Here is a 20,510-nt window from a genome sequence, read left to right on the forward strand (position 1 = left end):
GCATGTCGCTGAAACAGCATATTCACTTTCTGAAAAAATATATCATGTCGCGTCCCTCATTGCTGCTCATCTCCATCATTCTGATGTCCCTGGAGTCATTGTCTTTCCTGAGTATCATCGGCCTCCAGCAGCGTCTCATTGACAATATTTTATTACAAGGCCAATATGAGCTTGTGCCAGAGATCGTCTGTCTTTTTGTGCTGGCTTTCCTTCTTTATGCCGTGCTGTTTACCTATGCTCCGCACATGATGCATCGAAATCAATCCGTTATTCAATCCCATATGGCCGATGATTTTATGTCCTATGTATACAGAATTCCAATACGTCAATTGCAAAAAGAACGCATAGCCACATATGTGCATTACATTACCCAGGATCTGGACAAGGTTGCCGATATGATCGGAAATCAGATTCCTCGCGGTATTCAGCAGCTATTTGTTGTTCTGTTTGTAGCTGTCATGATTGGCATGGTCAGTCCAGTCATGCTGATTGCCTGTTTTGTACTGGGTACGGCATACGTGATTCTTGGCAGATTCTTCGCAGTTAAACTGAAGAAGGCAGCCGGCCATGTTCAGAAGGCGAAATCCGATGTGCTCGTTCATATTGAGCAAGGGATCTCGTCCACCCGAGAAGTGCTGGCTTATCACAGACTGGACTGGGAGAAAGAGAGATATGACAAGCTGTACAATACGTATTATGAGAAAGTAATGCAGGAAGGCAAACAAGTGAATCTCAAAATGATTACTAGCGAACCCCTGAATTGGGGAGTAAGAGTGCTCATTCTTGGATATGGAGGTTTGCTCGTCCTACAAGGCGAACTATCCATTGGCATGTTCGTTGTGCTTTTCCAGCTTGGATTCCAGTTTATCCAATACTTACAGGATTTGTTCAATTCATTCATGGACTGGTCCGCAGGCGGTGCCAGCGTGGAAAGACTGCTCAACGTGATGGAAGGGGAGCAAATGGAGGAAGGCAACTCTCCTGTACCTTTGCCGTTGCAAAGCATATCTTTTAACCATGTTGACTTTAGCTACGAGCCAGGGCGAAATGTTATATTGAATAATCTGACCTTCGACATTCCTATGGGACTTAAAATTGCCATTGTTGGTACCAGCGGTTCCGGAAAGTCAACCATTGCCCAACTCCTCATCCGTTATTTCGATCCGGATGCAGGTTGTATACTGGTGAATGGTAAGCCGCTCAACCAATTGTACCGTTCAGACTGGACAGAGCGTATAGGCATTGTATTTCAGGAACCTTATCTTTTTCCGGATACCATTCAAAACAATCTTTTAATGGGAACAGAAGATGAGCAGTCTGCCAATTTGATGAGATCCGCTTGCGAGGCAGCACAAATCAATGATTATATCGTGAGTCTGCCGGAGGGATACGATACTTTTATTGGTGATCGGGGGATCACCTTGTCTGGAGGCCAGCGTCAGCGTCTTGCCATCGCCAGAGCCTTAATTCAAAACAGAGACATTCTGATATTGGATGAAGCAACCTCGGCGCTGGACTTGACAACAGAAAGACGCCTGCAGCAAGCTATTGACTGTTACCGTAAAGGGAAAACAACCATCGTTATTGCTCATCGTCTATCAACGATTCAAAATGCGGATCTGATTTTTGTCATGCATAAAGGGGAGATGGTTGAATCAGGGACGCATGATCAACTGTTGAATCGAGAGGGATTGTACCGGGATATGGTCAGTCTACAGGACTTGAATGGAGAAGGACAACAAACGGACCTTCTCCAGAGTTTGAACCAAAGTGGGCCGTCAGCTTTGGCTTAATATCGGTTTGCCACTGCGAATACCCCGACTGTTGAAATCATTTAATAACAGCTCAAGTGATTCTTTCTCCAGTTGGTAGAGAGCACCTAATCTGCCCATCAAGCTGATGATATGATCCTCACGTTGGGTCATGCCGTATTTTAAAAACTGATTCAGGATAATCGTTGCTTCTTGTTCAACTCGAATATAGTTATCTTTAAACTTTACGGGAAAAACATAGTGGCCTTCCTGTTCTATATATTTAATTTTGAGATTCATAAATTTTTTGTGTTCTTTCAACGTATACAACAAACGTGTATCAATGGTTCGCTGCTTGGAAAGCATCATTTCAAAAAACATGATTAGTTTATGATAGATATCCAGACCGAAGGTTCGATCCGAATAAAGCGCTGGCGTATAAAAGCTCTTGAAGTTTTCCGTTTCATTACGAGAGGTATAGTAGTTTTCCATACACTCGGCAAAGTAGGAGAGAGAAAACTTATAAATTTTTCCATTGTGGTACTCCGGGTTAATCTTTAACAGATGGGTGAAGTTAAGATAATCATCATAGATATCACAGTGCTCGAACGCCGTCTTCAGATCATCATAAGAGACGGTTGTTCGAGAATAAATCCGATACTTGAAGAATCCAGCAAGCTGGAACTCCCGTGCGGTGTCATCATATCCATAGATCATAACCGCATGTGCAAAACGATAATTGCGAAACGAAGGCGTATCAGGAATATAATATTCATCCACGTGAGTCCATACGTAATACCCGGAATCGATCTGATCCTTAATAAACGAGATGAAATCGGGAATTGACCCCAGGATTAGATCGCGGTGCAGTCGCTGTGAGTCTTTGAACCAGGGATTAAAGTGATGTTCCGGTGTCTGTACGTAGAAGTCCAGGAAAATCTCGTCATTTTTCCAATCGGATAGAAATAGATTCGTATAATTCGAGTAAATCCAAGGTTGGCACTCCTGATGGTCAGAAATAATGGAAAGATAAAAGGCATGTTGAGGATAGTTTGAAATGAGAGGATCACAAAGAGGCAAAGTTTTCATCAATGGTGCTCCCTTCACTAGATAAATTTTTTACTCATATACCTTAATTATGGGAGATTATTGCTTGTTTATTTGTATTTTAGTATATATTTGTTAAAAATTCAAATATTTAAATGATCAAAGGTGAGTGAAAATTGTAAAAATAGCGATATTTCATTAGATTTCTACTTTTTTTGAAATTAAAATTAGTATTCTGGCTATTTTTGCCGGAGAGGGTTGCGTGGAAAGGAACACTAAATTCAATGCAAATGATCGGGAGTGTTTACCCGTTCTTATATATTAACATGTGAACTTTTGCTTTATAATCTGGCTTAAAAGAATGCTTAAGGTTTAACAACAATGTCTAGGGAGAGACGTTATGATGGTGAAAATTGAATTACCCATTCAAGATACTATTATCAACACATTTAATGTTTATGGTAGTATTTCATCTATTATATCTAACAATAAAAAGTGCTTCCCCTGGTTTTATAATAATTTTATTCAAATTCGATATGTGTATGATTGGGATACGTTTTTTTTTGATAACCATCATTTATTATTGGATAATTGTCCTTGGTTAAATCATCATATAGTTCCTCGTTTCGTTATCGAAAGTAAGTGGGATTCAATAGTAGATTTCATAGTGGACTCAATAAAATTGGGTCATTATGTTTACTTGTATGTTGATCGATATTTCATATCTACTTCTAAGGCCTATCTAAAATGGTCTCATGTACATGAGATCTTTATTTATGGGTTCAATTCAGAAAGTAAGAAGTTTTTGATAGCCGACAATTTATCTGATGGGAAATATGTACAGACTGAATGTACATTTGAAGAAATTGCACAGGGACATAACGCAATCGAAGTAAGTAATCATTTTTTTCTCAACATTCACTTATTAAGTAAGAAAGAGGAGGAGGAATATACTTTAAATCTTCCCCAAATTATATTGTCCATTGAAAATTATCTCAATTCAGTTATTACACTGGATGTTTCTTTCAAAGAAAAAACTCTGTTTGGTCAAAATGCAATATTATTTTCAGTAGATAAAATGATAAAGGATGAAAACAAACTACTAGACAAAAGAGCGTTTCATTTATTCTTGGAGCACAAGAAACTAATGTTGAGTCGAATTAATTACTTAATCCATGTAAACGAACTAAAATATGAACATGTCTCAGAAAGTTACAAAGACATCCTAAGAAGATTCGAAATTATAAAAAACTTGTCCTTAAGATATAACATAACCAAGGACCGGGATGTTTTATTTAGGATCAGAGATCAAATATTAGATGGCCTGTATGAAGAAAAGCTTATTTTGGATGAAATGATAAAGCTAATATCCAAGTGAAAAGTGGCAAAGTTTATTTAGACACGATTCAATTTGTAAGCTGAGACCCAGCTACCTTAGCAGAAAAGATAGTTTATAGAGAGGGGCATTACACATGTATTTTGTTATATTTTTGCTCATAGGACTTGTTTTATGTTACTTGTTCCCATTTGGTCCAATAGTGGCAGGTGGCATTATTTTTGCACTTGTTGTGGACCAATATCGCCAGACGATGCATATGCGTGATGATATCCGAGACATCAAGAATCATCTGGGGTTAATGAATAAAGGCGAGGCGCAGGAGTACGAGATGAATAAAGAATACAAGCAAGTCGATCGTTTGGATTCAGAACAGATGGATATCATTAATCGAAGAATTGAAGCGGAACTGGAGAAAGAAAGCAAAAACAATAAATCGTAAATTATTGTAAAATGATTCTTGTTTTGCTTACGCTTGTGAGTATATTTACCTAGATCGGGAGTCATTTTAATAAGATATTATCTTTTTGTTGCACTGTGTAGAACTTTGTAATATTATGAGGGAAGCGCGTACAACATATCGGGTTGTAACTGTTGAATCAGGCAAAGCCGTTTACCTTGAGAAAAGGGACTGGTTTGTCTTTTTCTGTATATTGGAGTGATAAAGTGAAAATCGAGAAGGTGCTGAACAATAATGCTGTAGTTGCCATGAATGACGAACAACAGGAAGTTATTATCATTGGCCGGGGGATTGCTTATCAGAAGCGGGCGGGTGATATGGTTTCCGAGCAGCATATCGATAAGATATTTACTTTACAGAATGAAGATATTCAGGAAAACTTCAAGGCATTAATCTCAAGCATTCCTCTGGAATACATGAAAGTGTCCGAGGAAATCATCGCTTATGCCAAATTAAAACTTGGCAAGAAACTGAATGAGAGCATTTACTTGCACCTCACAGACCATATTCACTTTGCCATTGAGCGGTATCGCAAGAATCTGCCTATACGCAACGGGTTGATCTGGGAGACGAAGCAGTTATACAAAGAGGAATACGAAGTAGGAATGGAAGCGCTCAACATGATCTGTGATCAGTTTGGCGTAATTCTGCCCGAGGACGAAGCCGGTTTTATGGCACTTCACTTTGTCAATGCAGCTTTGAACGAGGAAATGCCCAACATCAAGAGTATGACGCAGGTCATGCAGGAAATCTTGACGATCATCAAGTATCATTTCAAGATTGATTTTGATGAGAACTCACTGACATTCTATCGCTTTGTGACGCATTTGAAGTTTTTCGCTCAACGTTTGGTGAAGGGAAAACATTACAAGAGCAACAACGACGATGAACTGTTCCTGATGATTCAGAAAAAGTATCCAGCAGCGCACAAGTGCTCGGAGAAAATCAAGAAGTTCATTGAAAGCAACTACACCTATCAACTAACTGACGAAGAAATCATGTACTTAACGATTCATATTGAGAGAGTTGTGAATGCAACTTCTGAATAATCCCATAGATCAGCTTGCAGGGTTGCAACCACTAGGGCAAAACCTGAACGATTGAATGATAGAACATACCGTTAACCGGATGTTCCGTACATTCAGATGTTCAGGTTTTTTTATTCTCTCCAATAGGTTTCGAATCCGTCTCTAACCAGAAAGGAAGAAAGTAACTTCATGAAACATGAGCAATTAGCCAAAGACATTCTGTCTGGCGTTGGTGGTAAACAGAACATTAACAGCGTGGTGCACTGCGCAACCAGACTTCGTTTCAAATTAAAAAATGACAATAATGCCAAAACAGATGAACTCAAAAATCTGCCCGGAGTCATAACAGTCATGCAAAGCGGTGGGCAATATCAGGTTGTTGTGGGTAACGAAGTGTCTGATGTGTATAAAGCCTTGCTACAGGTTGGCAATATGAGTACTGATGGACCAGTCTCTAGTAATGATGCGTCTGAATCTTCCGGCAAAAAAGAAAGTCTTCTGGGTCGGTTTATCGACTTGATCTCAGGTGTATTTACACCGATTCTCGGTTTGCTTGCTGCAACAGGGATGATCAAAGGTTTCTTGTCCATGTTTACTTCTCTCGAGTGGCTGGACCCGGCTTCGGGAACATATCAATTGTTGAATGCTGCAGGAGACTGCCTATTCTATTTCTTCCCTATCTTCTTGGGTTACACGGCAATGAAAAAATTCGGTGGATCTCCATTCCTCGGGATGGCCATCGGAGCATCACTTGTATATCCGGCCTTAACCGGTCTAAGTGGCGGGGAACCGTTATATACGTTGTTTGCAGGCACATTGTTTGAATCACCGATTCATATCACGTTCCTGGGTATTCCTGTTATCCTGATGAGTTATTCCTCATCCGTAATTCCGATTATTATAGCTGCCTATTTTGGAGCAAAAGTAGAAACGTTCTTCAAAAAGATTATTCCCTCTGTTGTGAGAACGTTCCTCACGCCATTCTTTACCATTCTGATTGTTGTACCTGTAACATTCCTCTTGATTGGTCCAATTGCGACATGGGCTAGTCAACTGATTGGTGCTGGAGTATCAGGCATCTATGGATTGAGTCCATTGGTAACCGGTATTGTTGTTGGTGGATTGTGGCAAGTATTGGTCATCTTTGGGCTACACTGGGGAATTGTACCAATCATGTTGCTGAATCTGTCTACACTGAAAGCAGATCCGATTCTGGCCATGATGTTTGCTGCTTCCTTTGCTCAGATTGGTGCCGTTCTTGGCGTTATGCTTAAAACGAAAAATACCAAACTGAAATCACTGGGTGTTCCTGCCTTTGTATCTGGTATCTTTGGTGTAACGGAACCTGCAATTTATGGCCTAACTTTGCCGTTGAAGAAACCATTTATTATGAGCTGCATTGCTTCTGCAACGGCTGGAGGTATTATTGGATTCGCTGGTTCCAAAATGTTTGTATTTGCTTCAGGCATCTTCGGTGTTCCAGCGCTCATTAGTCCCACAGAAGGGATCAACTATGAATTCTGGATGGCCATGATGGCTACGATTATTGCTTTTGTATTAGGCTTTGTTCTCGTTTATTTTGTAGGATTCAAAGATCCTGCTAATCCAGAGGCTGCAAAACAGGCTCCTGAGCCAGTAAAAGAAGAGAAGGCTGCACTTGAACCTAATCCAAACAATCGTTATGAAATTGCCAGCCCGATGACGGGTGAGGTGGTTCCTTTGCAAGAAATTGATGATGCTACTTTTGCTGGTGAACATATGGGTAAAGGTATTGCGATTCGTCCAACCAGTGGAAGAGTCGTATCCCCGATTAATGGTGTGGTACAGACGATTTACCGTACCAAACATGCGATTGGACTTGTAGATGATCAAGGTATAGAGATTCTAATCCACATCGGTCAGGATACGGTACAGCTCAAGGGTCAGCATTTTACAGCACATGTAAAAGACGGGGATCGTGTGAGTGTTGGCGATTTGATCGTTGAATTCGATCTTCAAGCTATTATTGAGGCGGGATATGAGACCGTCACACCGATTATTGTAACCAATACGGCTGATTATTTGGACGTGGTTGCGACAACAAATCGTGAAGTGCAAGAAAAGGATAAATTGATTACGATTATTGGTTAATTCTGTCCGTATCTTATAAAGACCTGCAAGCTGCACACATTGAAAAAAAGTGATCTCTTGCGGGTCATTTCTATGTTATTCCGATCAGAAACAATGCATGGAACGTCATGAATTGACCGGTAAATATGTTCATGTGGTTAGAACGACAGGTCATTGATGATTATTCAATAATTTATTAAAATAAGTGTTGCAAACGTAGTTCAGATGTACTATGATGAGTTCAAGAAGTAAGCGCATACATCAATCGGGTTGTAACTGTTTAATCAGGCAATTCCGACCATCCTCAGTTCAGAGGATATGGCATGCAAATTACTTTCACTAGTAAAATAATTAAATACCAATGTGTACAGCCTTACAGGGTTGCAACCGTTAAGGGCAAAACCTGAATTGCTGAATAACACGACTGATTTCCGGAAGATCCGGTATGTTGTGTATGTTCAGTGGTTCAGGTTTTATTTGTTTCAAAAGTAATGGGGAGTTCACTTAGAGAGGGAGAATTACAATGAGCAACTACGATCAATTAGCTAAGGACATTCTGTCACGTGTAGGTGGTCGCGAGAATGTAAACAGTGTATTCCATTGCGTAACAAGGCTGCGGTTTAAACTAAAAAATGAAAGCGTAGCCAAAACGGAAGAACTTAAAAATCTGCCAGGTGTTATTACCGTCATGCAGAGTGGTGGACAGTATCAAGTTGTTATCGGCAACGAAGTGCCGGATGTATATAAAGCAGTTGTTAAAGCGGGAAATTTGTCTGCTGAAGGTCAGATTGATGAAAATGAAGTAGACTCTGCTCCTAAAGGAAATCTCTTTAACCGTTTTGTAGACATGATCTCCGGCGTGTTCACGCCAGTTCTTGGTTTACTAGCAGCCACAGGGATGATCAAAGGTTTCACGGCGATGTTCGTGTCGCTGGGTTGGATCGACAATACTGCTGGTACGTATGCCTTATTGAATGCCATAGGAGATTGCTTATTCTACTTCTTCCCGATCTTCCTTGGATACACAGCTATTAAAAAATTCGGTGGAAGTCCATTCCTAGGTATGGCTATTGGTGCATCGTTAGTCTACCCAACACTTGCGGGAATTCGTGCTGGAGAACCGTTATACACTTTGTTTGCAGGCACTTTGTTCGAATCACCGATTCGGATCGAGTTTCTAGGTATCCCGGTTATTTTAATGGATTATGCTTCATCCGTTATTCCGATTATCGTAGCAACGTTCTTCGCGGTTAAAATCGAACGTTTCTTCAAAAAGGTTATGCCTAAAGTAGTCAGCAATTTCCTAGTTCCATTTTGTACTTTGCTAGTTATTGTACCCGTAACATTCCTGGTAATTGGACCGGTTGCGACATGGGCGGGCCAACTGTTAGGTGCATTCACATCTTCGATTTATGGACTGAGCCCTTTACTTACAGGACTTGTAATCGGCGGTTTGTGGCAAGTATTCGTATTGTTCGGACTCCACTGGGGACTCGTTCCATTGGTATTCGTTAACCTTGCAACGCTTGGCTACGATTCGATTCTGGCATTGTCTTTTGCAGCTTCCTTTGCTCAAATTGGTGCAGTGCTTGCGGTTACACTGAAAACGAAAAGTCAAAAAATTAAAACGCTTGGTGCACCTGCGTTTATATCCGGTATTTTCGGTGTCACTGAGCCAGCGATTTACGGTGTAACATTGCCATTGAAAAAACCATTTATCATGAGCTGTATTGCTGGTGGTATTGGTGGAGGTATCCTTGGTTTTGTCGGAACTAAAGGTTATATCATTGGTGGTCTTGGAATCTTCGGTTATCCGAGCTATGTAAGCCCTACGGAAGGAATGAATTCCGTATTCTTCTGGACTGTTGCAGCAACCATTATTGCATTCATCCTTGGTTTCATCTTGACATATGTTGTTGGTTTCAAAGATCCGGTTGACAAAGCGTCTAAACCAGCACCAGTACTTGATCCAAATCCGAACAGCAGATACGAAATCGTAAGCCCAATGGCTGGTGAAGTCGTTGCACTGAAAGATATTAATGACGTAACGTTTGCAGGAGAGCACATGGGTAAAGGGATTGCGATTCGTCCAACCAGCGGTAGAGTCGTATCTCCAATTACGGGTATTGTTCAAACCGTATATCGTACCAAACACGCCATTGGTCTTGTAAGCGATGATGGTGTAGAGATGCTGATCCACATTGGACAGGATACGGTTAAACTGAAAGGCGAGCATTTTACAACCCATGTGAAAGATGGAGACCGTGTTAACGCAGGTGACCTGATTGTTGAGTTTGATCTGCAAGCGATTAAGGATGCTGGATATGAGACGGTAACACCGATCATTGTCACGAATACTTCGAATTATCTGGACATTGTGGGAACGAAAGATGCATCTGTTCATGAGAAAGACAAATTGATCACGGTATTAAGCTAATTGAAATCACAGATGGTTTAGGAGGAATTCCTCAATGAATGATAAATTTACAGCCTTCCCGGAGAATTTTCTCTGGGGAGGAGCAACCGCAGCGAATCAATTGGAAGGTGCCTATCTGGAAGGTGGCAAAGGGTTAACAACGGTAGATCTGATTCCGATTGGTGCTAATCGATGGAACATTGCTCTGGGTAACCTTGATTCGTATGAGCCAAAAGCAGGTGAATTCTATCCTTCACATGAAGCTATAGACTTCTATCATCGGTATAAAGAAGATATTGCGCTATTTGCAGAAATGGGATTCAAGTGCCTGAGACTCTCCGTAGCCTGGGCACGGATTTTCCCTAATGGGGATGAAGCGGAGCCAAATGAAGCAGGCTTGCAATTTTATGATGATGTCTTTGATGAGTTATTGAAATACAACATTGAACCTGTTGTGACGATCTGTCATTTCGATGTACCTGTACATCTCGTCGAGACTTACGGCGGGTGGAAGAATCGCAAGATGATCGGTTTCTTTGAGAAATATGCGACGACGCTATTCAATCGATACAGGAATAAAGTGAAGTATTGGATGACGTTTAATGAGATCAATATGCTACTGCATCTTCCTTATATCGGAGCAGGCATTGTTCTTCAGGAAGGTGAAGACAAAGAGAAGGTCCTGTACCAGGCAGCGCATCATGAATTGGTAGCCAGTGCCCTTGCTGTGAAGGCTTGTCATGAGATCATTCCTGACGCACAGATCGGCTGTATGTTAGCCGCTGGCATGGTCTATCCATACAGCTCTAATCCGGATGACGTGTGGAAGGCTATGGAGAAAGATCGGGAGTCATTTTTCTTCATTGACGTGCAGTCGAAGGGAGCATATCCGGGTTATACCAAAAGATTTTTCAGAGAAAATGATATTCAGATTGAAATGCAACCAGAAGATGCAGATATCTTGATGCAGAATACGGTTGATTATATCGGTTTTAGCTACTATGCAAGCCGTTGTACAAGTACGGACCCTGAAATTTTGAAAGATTCGACTGAGGGTAATGTGTTTGGTTCAGTGAAGAACCCGTATCTGAAAGCATCCGAATGGGGATGGACGATTGATCCTAAGGGGCTTCGAATTACATGTAATCAGCTGTATGACCGCTATGGGAAACCTTTGTTTATCGTGGAAAATGGACTTGGGGCGACCGATGTGTTGTTAGACAATGACATCGTTGAAGATGACTATCGCATCGAATATCTGAATAGTCATTTTGCCGAGATGGCCGAAGCGATTCAAGACGGTGTAGAGCTCATAGGTTACACAAGCTGGGGACCGATAGACCTGGTCAGTGCGGGTACCGGAGAAATGAAGAAGCGGTATGGCTACATCTATGTAGACAGAAATAATGATGGCACGGGCACACTTCGCAGAGTGAAAAAGAAAAGTTTTCATTGGTACAAAGATGTCATTGCGAGTAATGGCGCACAATATTTCTGATAGGTGTTCGACGCTATAGAATTGACAAAGGGCAGTCTCGTTATTACGAGATTGCTCTTTGACTGGCAACCGAGAAAATCGATTGGGATCATTTATATGCCAAATGGGAACAAAAGACGAATACTTTTAAAGCAAAAGAAGTAGCATCTTACATGCAGATGCCCTTCTTTTTTTATTCGTGAAAAGCGGAAAGGATATGCCCGGCAATCGTGAGGATAGTTAGTGTATCATGGCACCTGTAAGCTCCTATAGGCATTCAATCGTCCATAAGTCCAGTAGACACCGGAGCCGGATACTGGATCAGAAGCGAAGCATAGTGCATCCCGAATCTGGGCATTGGTTTTACCTTGTGCAGCGAGAAGTGCGGCTACTCCAGCCACATGTGGTGCTGCCATGGATGTTCCACTTAGGTAGGCATAGGAACCACCCAGATAGGTGGATAGGATGGTATCTCCTGGTGCAGCCATATCGACCCACGAACCATAGTTGGAGAAATTGGATTTGAGATCGGAAGGATTGGTTGAAGCGACAGCAATGACGTTGGGATACGATGCGGGTACGATCGGGAATGTAGTGTTGTCGTTGCCGGCTGCAGCAATAATTACGGCTCCACGATCCCAGGCATACTGCACAGCAGCTTGGAGGAATGCGTCTCCCATCGGACCACCAAGGCTCAGGTTAACCACCTGTACACCGTTATTGGCAGCATAGACAAGACCGTTACCGACATTACCGACCGTTCCTTGCCCGTTGTTATCCAGGACCCTGAGGGGAACGATGGATGCAAGTGGTGCAGCGCCTGCGATTCCCACACCATTGTTGGTAACAGAAGCAGCGATCCCTGCTACATGGGTACCATGTCCGTTCCCGTCTTCAGGGATATTATCATAATCAACATAATCGTAACCGGGGATGAGCTTGGAAGCCAATTCTGGGTGGTTTAGCTGTACACCAGTGTCGATAATGGCGATTTTAACAGAGCTGTTACTTTGAGTGATATCCCATGCAGCGGGTGCATTGATTTTGGACAGGTTATACTGGTAAGGGAAGAACGGGTCGTTAGGGGTGAAGGAAGCCTCAACAAGGTAATTTGGCTCTGCATGTTCAATCAACTCATGATCTTTGTAATGTTTCAGGATCCGGTGCATTTTTTTGCGGGATTCCACACGGTACCAACCCAAATCCTCGTATGTTTCCGCGACTTTACATCTCCCTTTTTTGTGAAGGGTGTGCATCTCATCTGGTGTTGTACCTTCCTTGAATTTGACTAAGAGCTGCTTGGGAGCATGGGGGTGAAACTTGCTCTCGGCACGTTGGTCCAGAAAACGATACACGAACACGATTATTGCTAGCGAAATGAAACCAAAAACACCTAACCATAACCACATGAGCGTTTCTCCCTCCAACATGGATTGTGACACGCCTTATCGTATGCGAACTCTATCAGACTGTGAGGGCATGTTTTTAATTTGGTTAGTAGTGTAGATAGATTGATAGGGAGGGACAAATTCGGTAAGATGAGATGAAGAGAGTCGATCTGACATTGCATGAAGAAGGATCAAGGAAATGCCTAGAGATCGCTCCCAATATAGAGGAGAAGGAATGTGGATCTTTTGACACAACTTCAGAGTATACCGACAGTAACACCAGTTCAGGCACACCAGATTCATGATGCCATTGATTTTGCCATGCGTGTACGTAGAGAAGTGTTTCCCATGATGGATCACACGAGGTTACCTGTGGATTTCGAGCAGTTCACTGAACATTATTTGGTATCCAATGAATCGATTTTTCTTGTTGCAATGATGGGGGATGCGGGCATCGTCGGAACGATTGGAATATTACCGTATGATGGACGTATTCAGGCCGTAGACGGTCGATATGCAGCCCAATCTGCAGCCGAAATTGTGAAATGTTATGTAGATCCTGCGTATCGCAGATATGGCATTGGGTCCATGCTGGTAAAAGAACTGGAGAATGTGGTGAAGGATATGCACTATACTACGCTCTACTTGCATACACATCGCTTCTTGCCAGGAGCCGTAGATTTCTGGAAGCGTCAAGGGTTTACGGTTATTGCTGAGGAAAATGATGACTGGCAAACTGTACATATGGACAAGTTGGGATGAAGGTAATCATAACTCAATGACATTACAATGGTATTGGAGGAGATCTATCCATGTATTCAAGTCTGATTGAGAAACTGGAACATACCGAGGCTATACGCTGGTTCCCGAACCATCAAGTTCAAGAGAGCTGGATTGTTGAAGTTGAACAAGAGTTGGGCTTTTCGTTACCCCCATCCTATCGCTGGTGGCTTCTGAATTATGGTCAAGCGCTGTTAAGCGGAACAGAAATTCTGACGATTACGTCTTCGGAACACCGAGAGTATACCGATGCTGACATTTTGTATAGATACCGACTTGCCGATGAAGACGCCAAGAAGGAAGGGAAGCTGGAGCTGTTTGTGCCGGACGAGGATGAATATTACTACTTTGATACGCAGACTGCTGATCACCTTGGGGAGTATAAAGTGATGCGTTTGGATTACTTTAATGGGGAACCTGAGGTATACGCGGATTCTTTTGCCGGATTTTTGGAGAAGTTGATCGATCAGCGAACACCACGAAATAGGTAATTTTATATCAGGAAAATGCCTGTCGGTACTCGCTAGGTTAGACATAGACAACATTACATGACAGGGGCATAAGCAGATGCAAGAAATGAAGCGGAAAATTGTATTTATTGATATTGATGGCACATTGGTAGATGATGACGGAAACATTCCGTTGTCAGCGCAGAAGGCTTGCAAACAGGCCAGAGAAAATGGACATCTGCTCTATTTATGTACAGGCCGGTCCAAGGCGGAAATCTATGATTCCATCTGGGATGTAGGGTTCGATGGCCTGATTGGTGCAGGTGGAGGTTATGTGGAGTTTGGCAAGGATGTGTTGTATCACAAAAGGGTTACAGCGGAAGATGTTCGTCATATGGTCGATTTCTTCAATGAACACGGCATTGACTTCTACCTTGAATCTAATTCGGCATTGTATGCGAGTAGTAATCTGCAACCTCACTTAGAACGCCGTATCTATGGTGATGTGGAGAATGATCCTGTAGCCAGAGAGAAGAAGGAATTGAAGCCACACCCGTTTATTGCCGGATTGACGTATGGAGAGAGCGACCTGTACAAGGATGACGTGAACAAAGTATGTTTCCTGGAGAGCGCAGTGATCCCGTTTGAGCGAATCAAGCAGGAGTTCGAAGGTAAATTTGAAGTCATTCAGTGCACGGTGCCGATCTTTGGTGAAGGAAGTGGTGAGCTGATGATCCCTGGCATTCACAAAGCTATTGCAATCGCCGATCTGCTGAAGCATCTGGACATGTCGCAGGAGGATACATTCGCCATCGGTGATGGCATGAATGATGCCGAGATGCTGGAGTTTTGTAACGTCGGCATTGCCATGGGCAATGCTAAGCCAGGTCTGAAAGCCATTGCAGACGATATTACTGGCACAGTTGAGGAAGATGGCTTGTATCATAGTTTTGTGAAGTATGGATTGATTGAGGGGTAAGTAGACTTGTTATGTATGTAAATTGAAATGAGACAGGCAACATGATCATCGCTCCCGAATGAGTTTAACATACCAACTAAAACGAATGAAGTCTGCTTACATATAAGTAGAGTGGTGTGGCTTACTCAACATTTGAATCCTACTGACCGATATAAAGTAAGTACGCCCATATATAAGATAGAGAAAGGAGTGAAGATCATGGATATTGCAGCATTATCAATGGCAATGAGCCAAGCTTCAGTCGTACAGTCGGCAAGCTTGCAAGTGATGTCAATTACAAAAGACATGGCACAGCAGCAAGGCCAGCAGATGACGGAGATGTTGAAGTCTGTGCCTGCTCCTCATCCCAATCTGGGTGGAAGTCTCGATCTTTCGGTTTAATTGATATTACAGCATGTGTTTTAATGTAACACCCATTGCAGCAAGCAAAACCCGACCCGCTCCAATTCGAAAGAATGGAAGCGGGTCGGGTTGTTTTTTCCATAGATATGTTTAGGCGTTTACTTCCAGACTTACTTCTGCTCAGCGTAGCTTCGCCAGGCTTGGCAATCTGCCTTCAAAGGGCAGTGCATCCTTCAAGGTCCATAACTCATCGTAACTGGAAATCTGAAGATCGGCTTTGGATAAGTCTTGGTTGCCTGATCCCGGATTGTGATAACCGATGCAGCGCATGCCTGCACTTTTGGCCGCCTGAACACCATTGCGAGAGTCCTCAATCACCAGACAATTGGACGGGGATGCGCCAATCATTTCAGCTGTGGTTAGGAAAATATCCGGTGCCGGCTTGCCGTTCTCGACTTCCTCTCCGGTCATTCGTACCTCAAAGTACCGCCCAAGTCCGGTCTTGTTCATGATCAAATCAATCAGTGCACGTGGAGAGGAAGAAGCAACGGCTATGGGAACGTGTTGCTCGTGCAGCCAGCTTAACCAACGTTCCACGGAAGGCATTGCCGTCAAGTTGGAATGAGCCAGCATGGTTTGCATCACATTATGCTGATGATAAGCCAATACTTCATCTAACGTAGCTGTCAGTTGATGTTTGTCCAATACTTGCTGCCACATGGACTCCAACGTAACTCCAACATAAGTATGGTGTTCTTCTTCGGTCATGACTGCGCCAAAATGGGCAAAAGAGCTGCGCTCAATCTCGAAATATATCGGTTCGCTGTCAATCAATACACCATCCATATCAAAAATGACTGCTTGAATGATGTTATCATCGGCCGCACCCAGTCCGCCAGATTCTTGGTTTGCTACCATGTTGTATTCCTCCTCCAGGATTGTGTAAACATATATCTCTAATCTACTTTATTTTATCATGGTTAGCTTTGCGTTTTAGAAACGGGAACCGCTGGATTGCAGTACAACTTTGATTGCATGTGAAGAGGCTTGAAGTGTGCGCCCCTGGATATCGCAGCCAAGTGTGCGGAATGCTTCTTCGTAATCCTCCAACGGGAAGGAGTGGGTAATGATTTTTTTAGCCGGAATGATCTCTTGTTCAATCATATAATGTGCTGTTGCGAATGTGCCCAGAGAATCGATGGAGCCAATAATTTTCAGACTGCGGTCCACGACTTCTTTTGGATTAAAGGACGTATTTCCATCTCTCAGACCTACCAGCATCAGATAACCGCCACTGGCGAGCTGGGAGAGTACTTGTGTACCTACGACACCTGTAGTATCCACAATCATATCAACCTGATGGGTTGCAGGTGACAGCGATTCTATTGCATTTTCGAAGGATGAATGAACCTGCCAGCGATCTGGTGCAATGGAACCGGCAATCGCCAAGCGTTCCTCCGAGATGTCGACCAGACAGCCAGTAACACCTTTGGAAGCGAGCGCGTAGCTGTACAGAATGCCAATCGGGCCTGCGCCGAGGATGATCGTTCTGAAATTCGGCAGTAGATGGATCTGATTAATCCCCGTTAGCATACAACTGAGCGGTTCCGTCAACGTCGCTTCCTCATAGCTCACATGATCCTTTAATTTGTACAAAAAGCGATCTTCGGTCACATAATAATCCGTAAATGTCCCGTCAGCACTTACACCTGTCTCTGTAACAGACTTATGTGTACAATGATTTTGTCTGCCTGTTCTGCACATGTCACATTGTCCGCAATAGTAGGTAGGATCAATCACAACACGGTCGCCCGGTTGTAATGTCGTTACCGCAGAGCCAACATCGATGACTTCCCCGGCAGACTCATGACCGAGTATGACGGAAGGGACCGCATGATATTTGCCACTGACAATACCGAGATCGGTACCGCACACGCCTGTCGCCCGAATACGAACCAACACCTGATTATCTCTTGTAATTTCCGGGACAGGTCGTTCCTCAAGTGCAACATCCCATGCCGATTTGTATACCAATGCAAGCATGATATAACCTCCTTGTAATTATATAAAATATAAATATAGCGTTTGATCTTAAAGCAGTTTCTGACAAGATACGAAAGTAGTGAAGGGGACGAAATCGATTCTGGAGAAGCGAAGCGTTCGCCTTTATCACCGGATTTTTCCCTTGGGAAAGGAAAATCAAGAAAATCCGTGGATAACAGCGATCATAAGAACGATTCGTAACCGAAACGACCACTTCGAACAGTTGCATTGAAATGTTTTAATGAACGCTGGCAAGCACCGAATCCAGCCGCTCCACAATCTCTACCAGTTCGTCCTCGGTTGTGGTAAGAGAAGGCCGGACCTTAACCACGTTACCGAAGCCATATCTTGAACTTCTTAAGATCAGATGCTCATCTGTAAAAGCACGGTCAACAATGGCATTTGTTTTTAACGTATCCGGTTCATTACCGTCACCTACGATCTCCAACCCCCACATTAACCCGACACCACGAGCTTCCCCGATACTTGGGTATTTCATAGCCAATTCATGCAGTAATTCACCCAGAATTTCACCTTTGCGTTTCACGGCATCGAGAAATCCGGGTTCAGATACCACCTCCAGGGTGGATTTGGCAGCGGTTACGGAAATCAGATTGCTTCCAGAGGTGAAGGAGTGTTCGTGCTTTTCGAGCACATTTAATCGGGATTGCATTAATACAGCAGCAACAGGTACGCCGATTCCGCCAAGACCTTTAGCAAGGGTAATCATATCAGGCTGGATATCAAACAGCTCGCTGGCAAACATGGTTCCCGTACGGCCGATGCCGGTCTGTACTTCGTCGGCAATGAGAAGCATGTTGTACTCATCACACAGTTTACGCAGTCGTTTGAAATATCCGGCAGGAGGAATGATATTGCCACCATTCCCAAGAATGGGTTCGATAATCATGCAGGCGACTGAGCCGGAACTTGCATATTCTATTGCATCAGAGATAGCTTCAACGCATTGATAGCCGCAGTCTCCGTTTGAGGATTTGAATGGGCAGCGATAACAGTATGGGGCAGGTACATGAACAGCGTTAGCCGCTGCTGAATTGGGGAACCGTTTCCGTCTAAAGGCATTTCCCGAGATTCCGGTGGCAAATTGGGTCTGTCCATGATGGGATAGATACAGGCTGATGATGTCTGTCGACTCGGTATACTTCTGTGCAATTTTTGTTGCACATTCGTTTGCAGTTGAACCGGTAATATCCCGCATCCATCCGGCATTAATGTCGTTTGGAGCATATTCGATTAAGTGATCAAGTACTTCATTTACGTATGGTTCAGTGAAGGAGGAAGACATATGCGTCAGATTGCCGACTTGTTCCTGAATTTTGCTGACTACATGTGGGTGATTATAGCCCAGTGACAGATTGAACGTACCTGATACGCCATCGAGGTATTCAACACCTGAATCGTCAATCAACTTAATCCCTTTTCCGGCTACGAAGCGGTTGTTGGTCAAAGTTTGCATACGATTTCCTCCAATATTATGGTGTACTAGCTCGAACGAAGCTCAACAATTCCGGATGATGCGGGCATCACCTCCCTTAAGAAATGAAGGAGTTTACATTTCCTTACTATGTTGTGCGAGAGCGGCACTTACGGCATTATTCTTAACAGTCCATAGATGAGAAACCATCAATGTGAGAAGAAGGATCAGACAGAATCCGGCCAAGATCCAGATTGTATTCACAACAGGCCAGGCACTCATACTCCATCCAGTCACATACTGCAAGACTGCACCTCCAATACCACCCGATGCGATCAGGATACTGGTTGTGCGTTCGGTCATGCCGGGAATCAGAACATTAGCATAGACGAGTGCGATACAGAACAGCCCTGACATGAACAAACCGGTACCGAAGATCAGCACGTACGTTGCCCACTGTCCAGTTACAAATACCATAGCCACTGCGAACATAAGCGTGCCGATCGTACTCCAGATCAGGAAAGGCATATAGTTGACCGCTTCCGCTATTTTTCCCGAGAAAAGACGGCCGATGATCATCGCAATCCACAGGATGGAGACACTCAGTGATGCGACAGATTCCTGAAGCTGCAATCGTTCTACGAGAATGGAGGGCAGGAAGTTCATCAGTCCCAGTTCCAGTCCCATGTAGATGAAAAAGAAGATGACGAAGATCGTCAGCAGACCTAGATGTTTTTTTGAATATCTGGCTTTACCTGCGGCATGCGCCACTGTATTCTCACCAGCTTGTTCCAGATATAGTGCGGCTGGCCGGGGCATAGTGATCCACAGCAACATGAGAACCAGTGACAACACGGCCACCGCATAAAAAGTGAGATGCCACATGTCTATCCAGATAAATAAAGCAGCGACAGCGGGGATGAGAAGTGCTCCAAGAGCAAAAAAGACATCCAGCTTGGACATGGCGACTGCCTTCTGATTCTCAGTGAATTCGATCGTGAATGCACCTACAGAGGGTTCGATGATACCTGAACCGAAACCTACGATCATTGTGAGAAAGAGAACTACAGCCCAGGATGGCAAAAAACCGAGTAATGTATAGGCGGCTACAATACAGATCAAGGCAAGGGTAAGCATCGCTTTTCTTCCAATCCGGGCTGTCAGGGCAGGAGCTACAAGTACACCGACAAGAAATCCAAGAAACTGCAGAAACAACAAAAATCCGCCATCACTGTAACCGCGCTCATAATATGACAATAAAACAGGGAGAAGTGCACCGAGCACAACGCTGGTTATGCCGATTAACAGATAAAAACCGCAGCTTAGAGCGAATATTCTTTTCAAAAGCCCGCCTCCTAATTGGATGAAAATTTTATATTATGTAATTAATGTTTATTTCATATATAACTTATACCATAATTGCCCAAATGTACATGCTTTTTATTGTAAAATAATGTTAAGTTTTGAACA

The 20,510-nt window shown here is 43.2% G+C and carries 17 protein-coding genes; 11 read left to right on the forward strand and 6 right to left on the reverse strand.

Annotated features, from left to right (window positions below; translation table 11 throughout):
• The first annotated feature begins 2 nt into the window (after positions 1–2).
• Positions 3–1,793, forward strand: a complete 1,791-nt coding sequence (locus tag ACX9NY_RS05640) for an ABC transporter ATP-binding protein (RefSeq protein WP_339234769.1) — start codon at positions 3–5, stop codon at positions 1,791–1,793.
• On the opposite strand, the gene ACX9NY_RS05645 is transcribed toward ACX9NY_RS05640, so the two are convergent.
• Positions 1,779–2,840: a cysteine peptidase family C39 domain-containing protein gene (locus tag ACX9NY_RS05645; protein WP_472477501.1), complete on the reverse strand. Its 1,062-nt coding sequence runs from the start codon at positions 2,838–2,840 to the stop codon at positions 1,779–1,781. The two genes, ACX9NY_RS05640 and ACX9NY_RS05645, sit on opposite strands and share 15 nt — an antisense overlap.
• A gap of 358 nt (positions 2,841–3,198) precedes the next feature.
• Here ACX9NY_RS05645 and ACX9NY_RS05650 point away from each other — a divergent pair, with 358 nt between their 5' ends.
• The 6 genes from ACX9NY_RS05650 (at position 3,199) to ACX9NY_RS05675 (ending at position 11,645) form a co-directional block, all read left to right on the forward strand.
• Entirely contained in the window at positions 3,199–4,176 is a 978-nt protein-coding gene (locus tag ACX9NY_RS05650; RefSeq protein WP_339255930.1) for a hypothetical protein, read from the forward strand.
• Between the two features lie 94 nt (positions 4,177–4,270).
• Complete coding sequence (locus tag ACX9NY_RS05655) at positions 4,271–4,576, forward strand: hypothetical protein (protein ID WP_339255928.1); 306 nt, start codon at positions 4,271–4,273, stop codon at positions 4,574–4,576.
• Between the two features lie 224 nt (positions 4,577–4,800).
• Complete coding sequence (gene licT / locus ACX9NY_RS05660; protein WP_253438078.1) at positions 4,801–5,643, forward strand: BglG family transcription antiterminator LicT; 843 nt, start codon at positions 4,801–4,803, stop codon at positions 5,641–5,643.
• 168 nt (positions 5,644–5,811) lie between these two features.
• Positions 5,812–7,752 carry a beta-glucoside-specific PTS transporter subunit IIABC gene (locus ACX9NY_RS05665; protein ID WP_472477503.1) on the forward strand — a complete coding sequence of 647 codons (1,941 nt, stop codon included), beginning with the start codon at positions 5,812–5,814 and terminating at the stop codon, positions 7,750–7,752.
• A 502-nt stretch (positions 7,753–8,254) separates the two neighbouring features.
• Positions 8,255–10,168: a beta-glucoside-specific PTS transporter subunit IIABC gene (locus tag ACX9NY_RS05670; RefSeq protein ID WP_339255925.1), complete on the forward strand. Its 1,914-nt coding sequence runs from the start codon at positions 8,255–8,257 to the stop codon at positions 10,166–10,168.
• A 34-nt stretch (positions 10,169–10,202) separates the two neighbouring features.
• Positions 10,203–11,645: a 6-phospho-beta-glucosidase gene (locus tag ACX9NY_RS05675; protein WP_472477505.1), complete on the forward strand. Its 1,443-nt coding sequence runs from the start codon at positions 10,203–10,205 to the stop codon at positions 11,643–11,645.
• Between the two features lie 227 nt (positions 11,646–11,872).
• Here ACX9NY_RS05675 and ACX9NY_RS05680 read toward each other — a convergent pair whose 3' ends face one another.
• Positions 11,873–13,033, reverse strand: coding sequence for a S8 family peptidase (locus ACX9NY_RS05680; protein WP_091020575.1), 1,161 nt, complete (start codon positions 13,031–13,033; stop codon positions 11,873–11,875).
• Positions 13,034–13,249: 216 nt separating this feature from the next.
• Between ACX9NY_RS05680 and ACX9NY_RS05685 the strand changes: the two genes are divergently transcribed.
• From ACX9NY_RS05685 to ACX9NY_RS05700, 4 genes are all read left to right on the forward strand, one after another.
• Positions 13,250–13,774 (forward strand): GNAT family N-acetyltransferase, encoded by a 525-nt coding sequence (locus tag ACX9NY_RS05685; protein WP_472477507.1) that lies wholly within the window; start codon positions 13,250–13,252, stop codon positions 13,772–13,774.
• 50 nt (positions 13,775–13,824) lie between these two features.
• Positions 13,825–14,283, forward strand: a complete 459-nt coding sequence (locus ACX9NY_RS05690) for an SMI1/KNR4 family protein (protein WP_249912364.1) — start codon at positions 13,825–13,827, stop codon at positions 14,281–14,283.
• A 76-nt stretch (positions 14,284–14,359) separates the two neighbouring features.
• A complete protein-coding gene (locus tag ACX9NY_RS05695) occupies positions 14,360–15,220 on the forward strand; it encodes a Cof-type HAD-IIB family hydrolase (RefSeq protein ID WP_339234745.1) in 861 nt (286 codons plus the stop codon).
• A gap of 198 nt (positions 15,221–15,418) precedes the next feature.
• Complete coding sequence (locus tag ACX9NY_RS05700) at positions 15,419–15,601, forward strand: YjfB family protein (RefSeq protein WP_105599263.1); 183 nt, start codon at positions 15,419–15,421, stop codon at positions 15,599–15,601.
• 141 nt (positions 15,602–15,742) lie between these two features.
• On the opposite strand, the gene ACX9NY_RS05705 is transcribed toward ACX9NY_RS05700, so the two are convergent.
• The 4 genes from ACX9NY_RS05705 to ACX9NY_RS05720 form a co-directional block, all read right to left on the reverse strand.
• Positions 15,743–16,480, reverse strand: coding sequence for an HAD family hydrolase (locus ACX9NY_RS05705; protein WP_472477510.1), 738 nt, complete (start codon positions 16,478–16,480; stop codon positions 15,743–15,745).
• Between the two features lie 75 nt (positions 16,481–16,555).
• A complete protein-coding gene (locus ACX9NY_RS05710) occupies positions 16,556–17,605 on the reverse strand; it encodes a zinc-dependent alcohol dehydrogenase (protein ID WP_253438041.1) in 1,050 nt (349 codons plus the stop codon).
• Between the two features lie 238 nt (positions 17,606–17,843).
• A complete protein-coding gene (locus ACX9NY_RS05715) occupies positions 17,844–19,082 on the reverse strand; it encodes an aspartate aminotransferase family protein (RefSeq protein ID WP_339234737.1) in 1,239 nt (412 codons plus the stop codon).
• Positions 19,083–19,175: 93 nt separating this feature from the next.
• The gene (locus tag ACX9NY_RS05720; protein WP_339234734.1) at positions 19,176–20,384 is read right to left on the reverse strand and encodes an MFS transporter; all 1,209 of its coding nucleotides are present in this window, start codon (positions 20,382–20,384) and stop codon (positions 19,176–19,178) included.
• Positions 20,385–20,510 lie beyond the last annotated feature (126 nt).

Source organism: Paenibacillus sp. CB74, assembly GCF_055687625.1.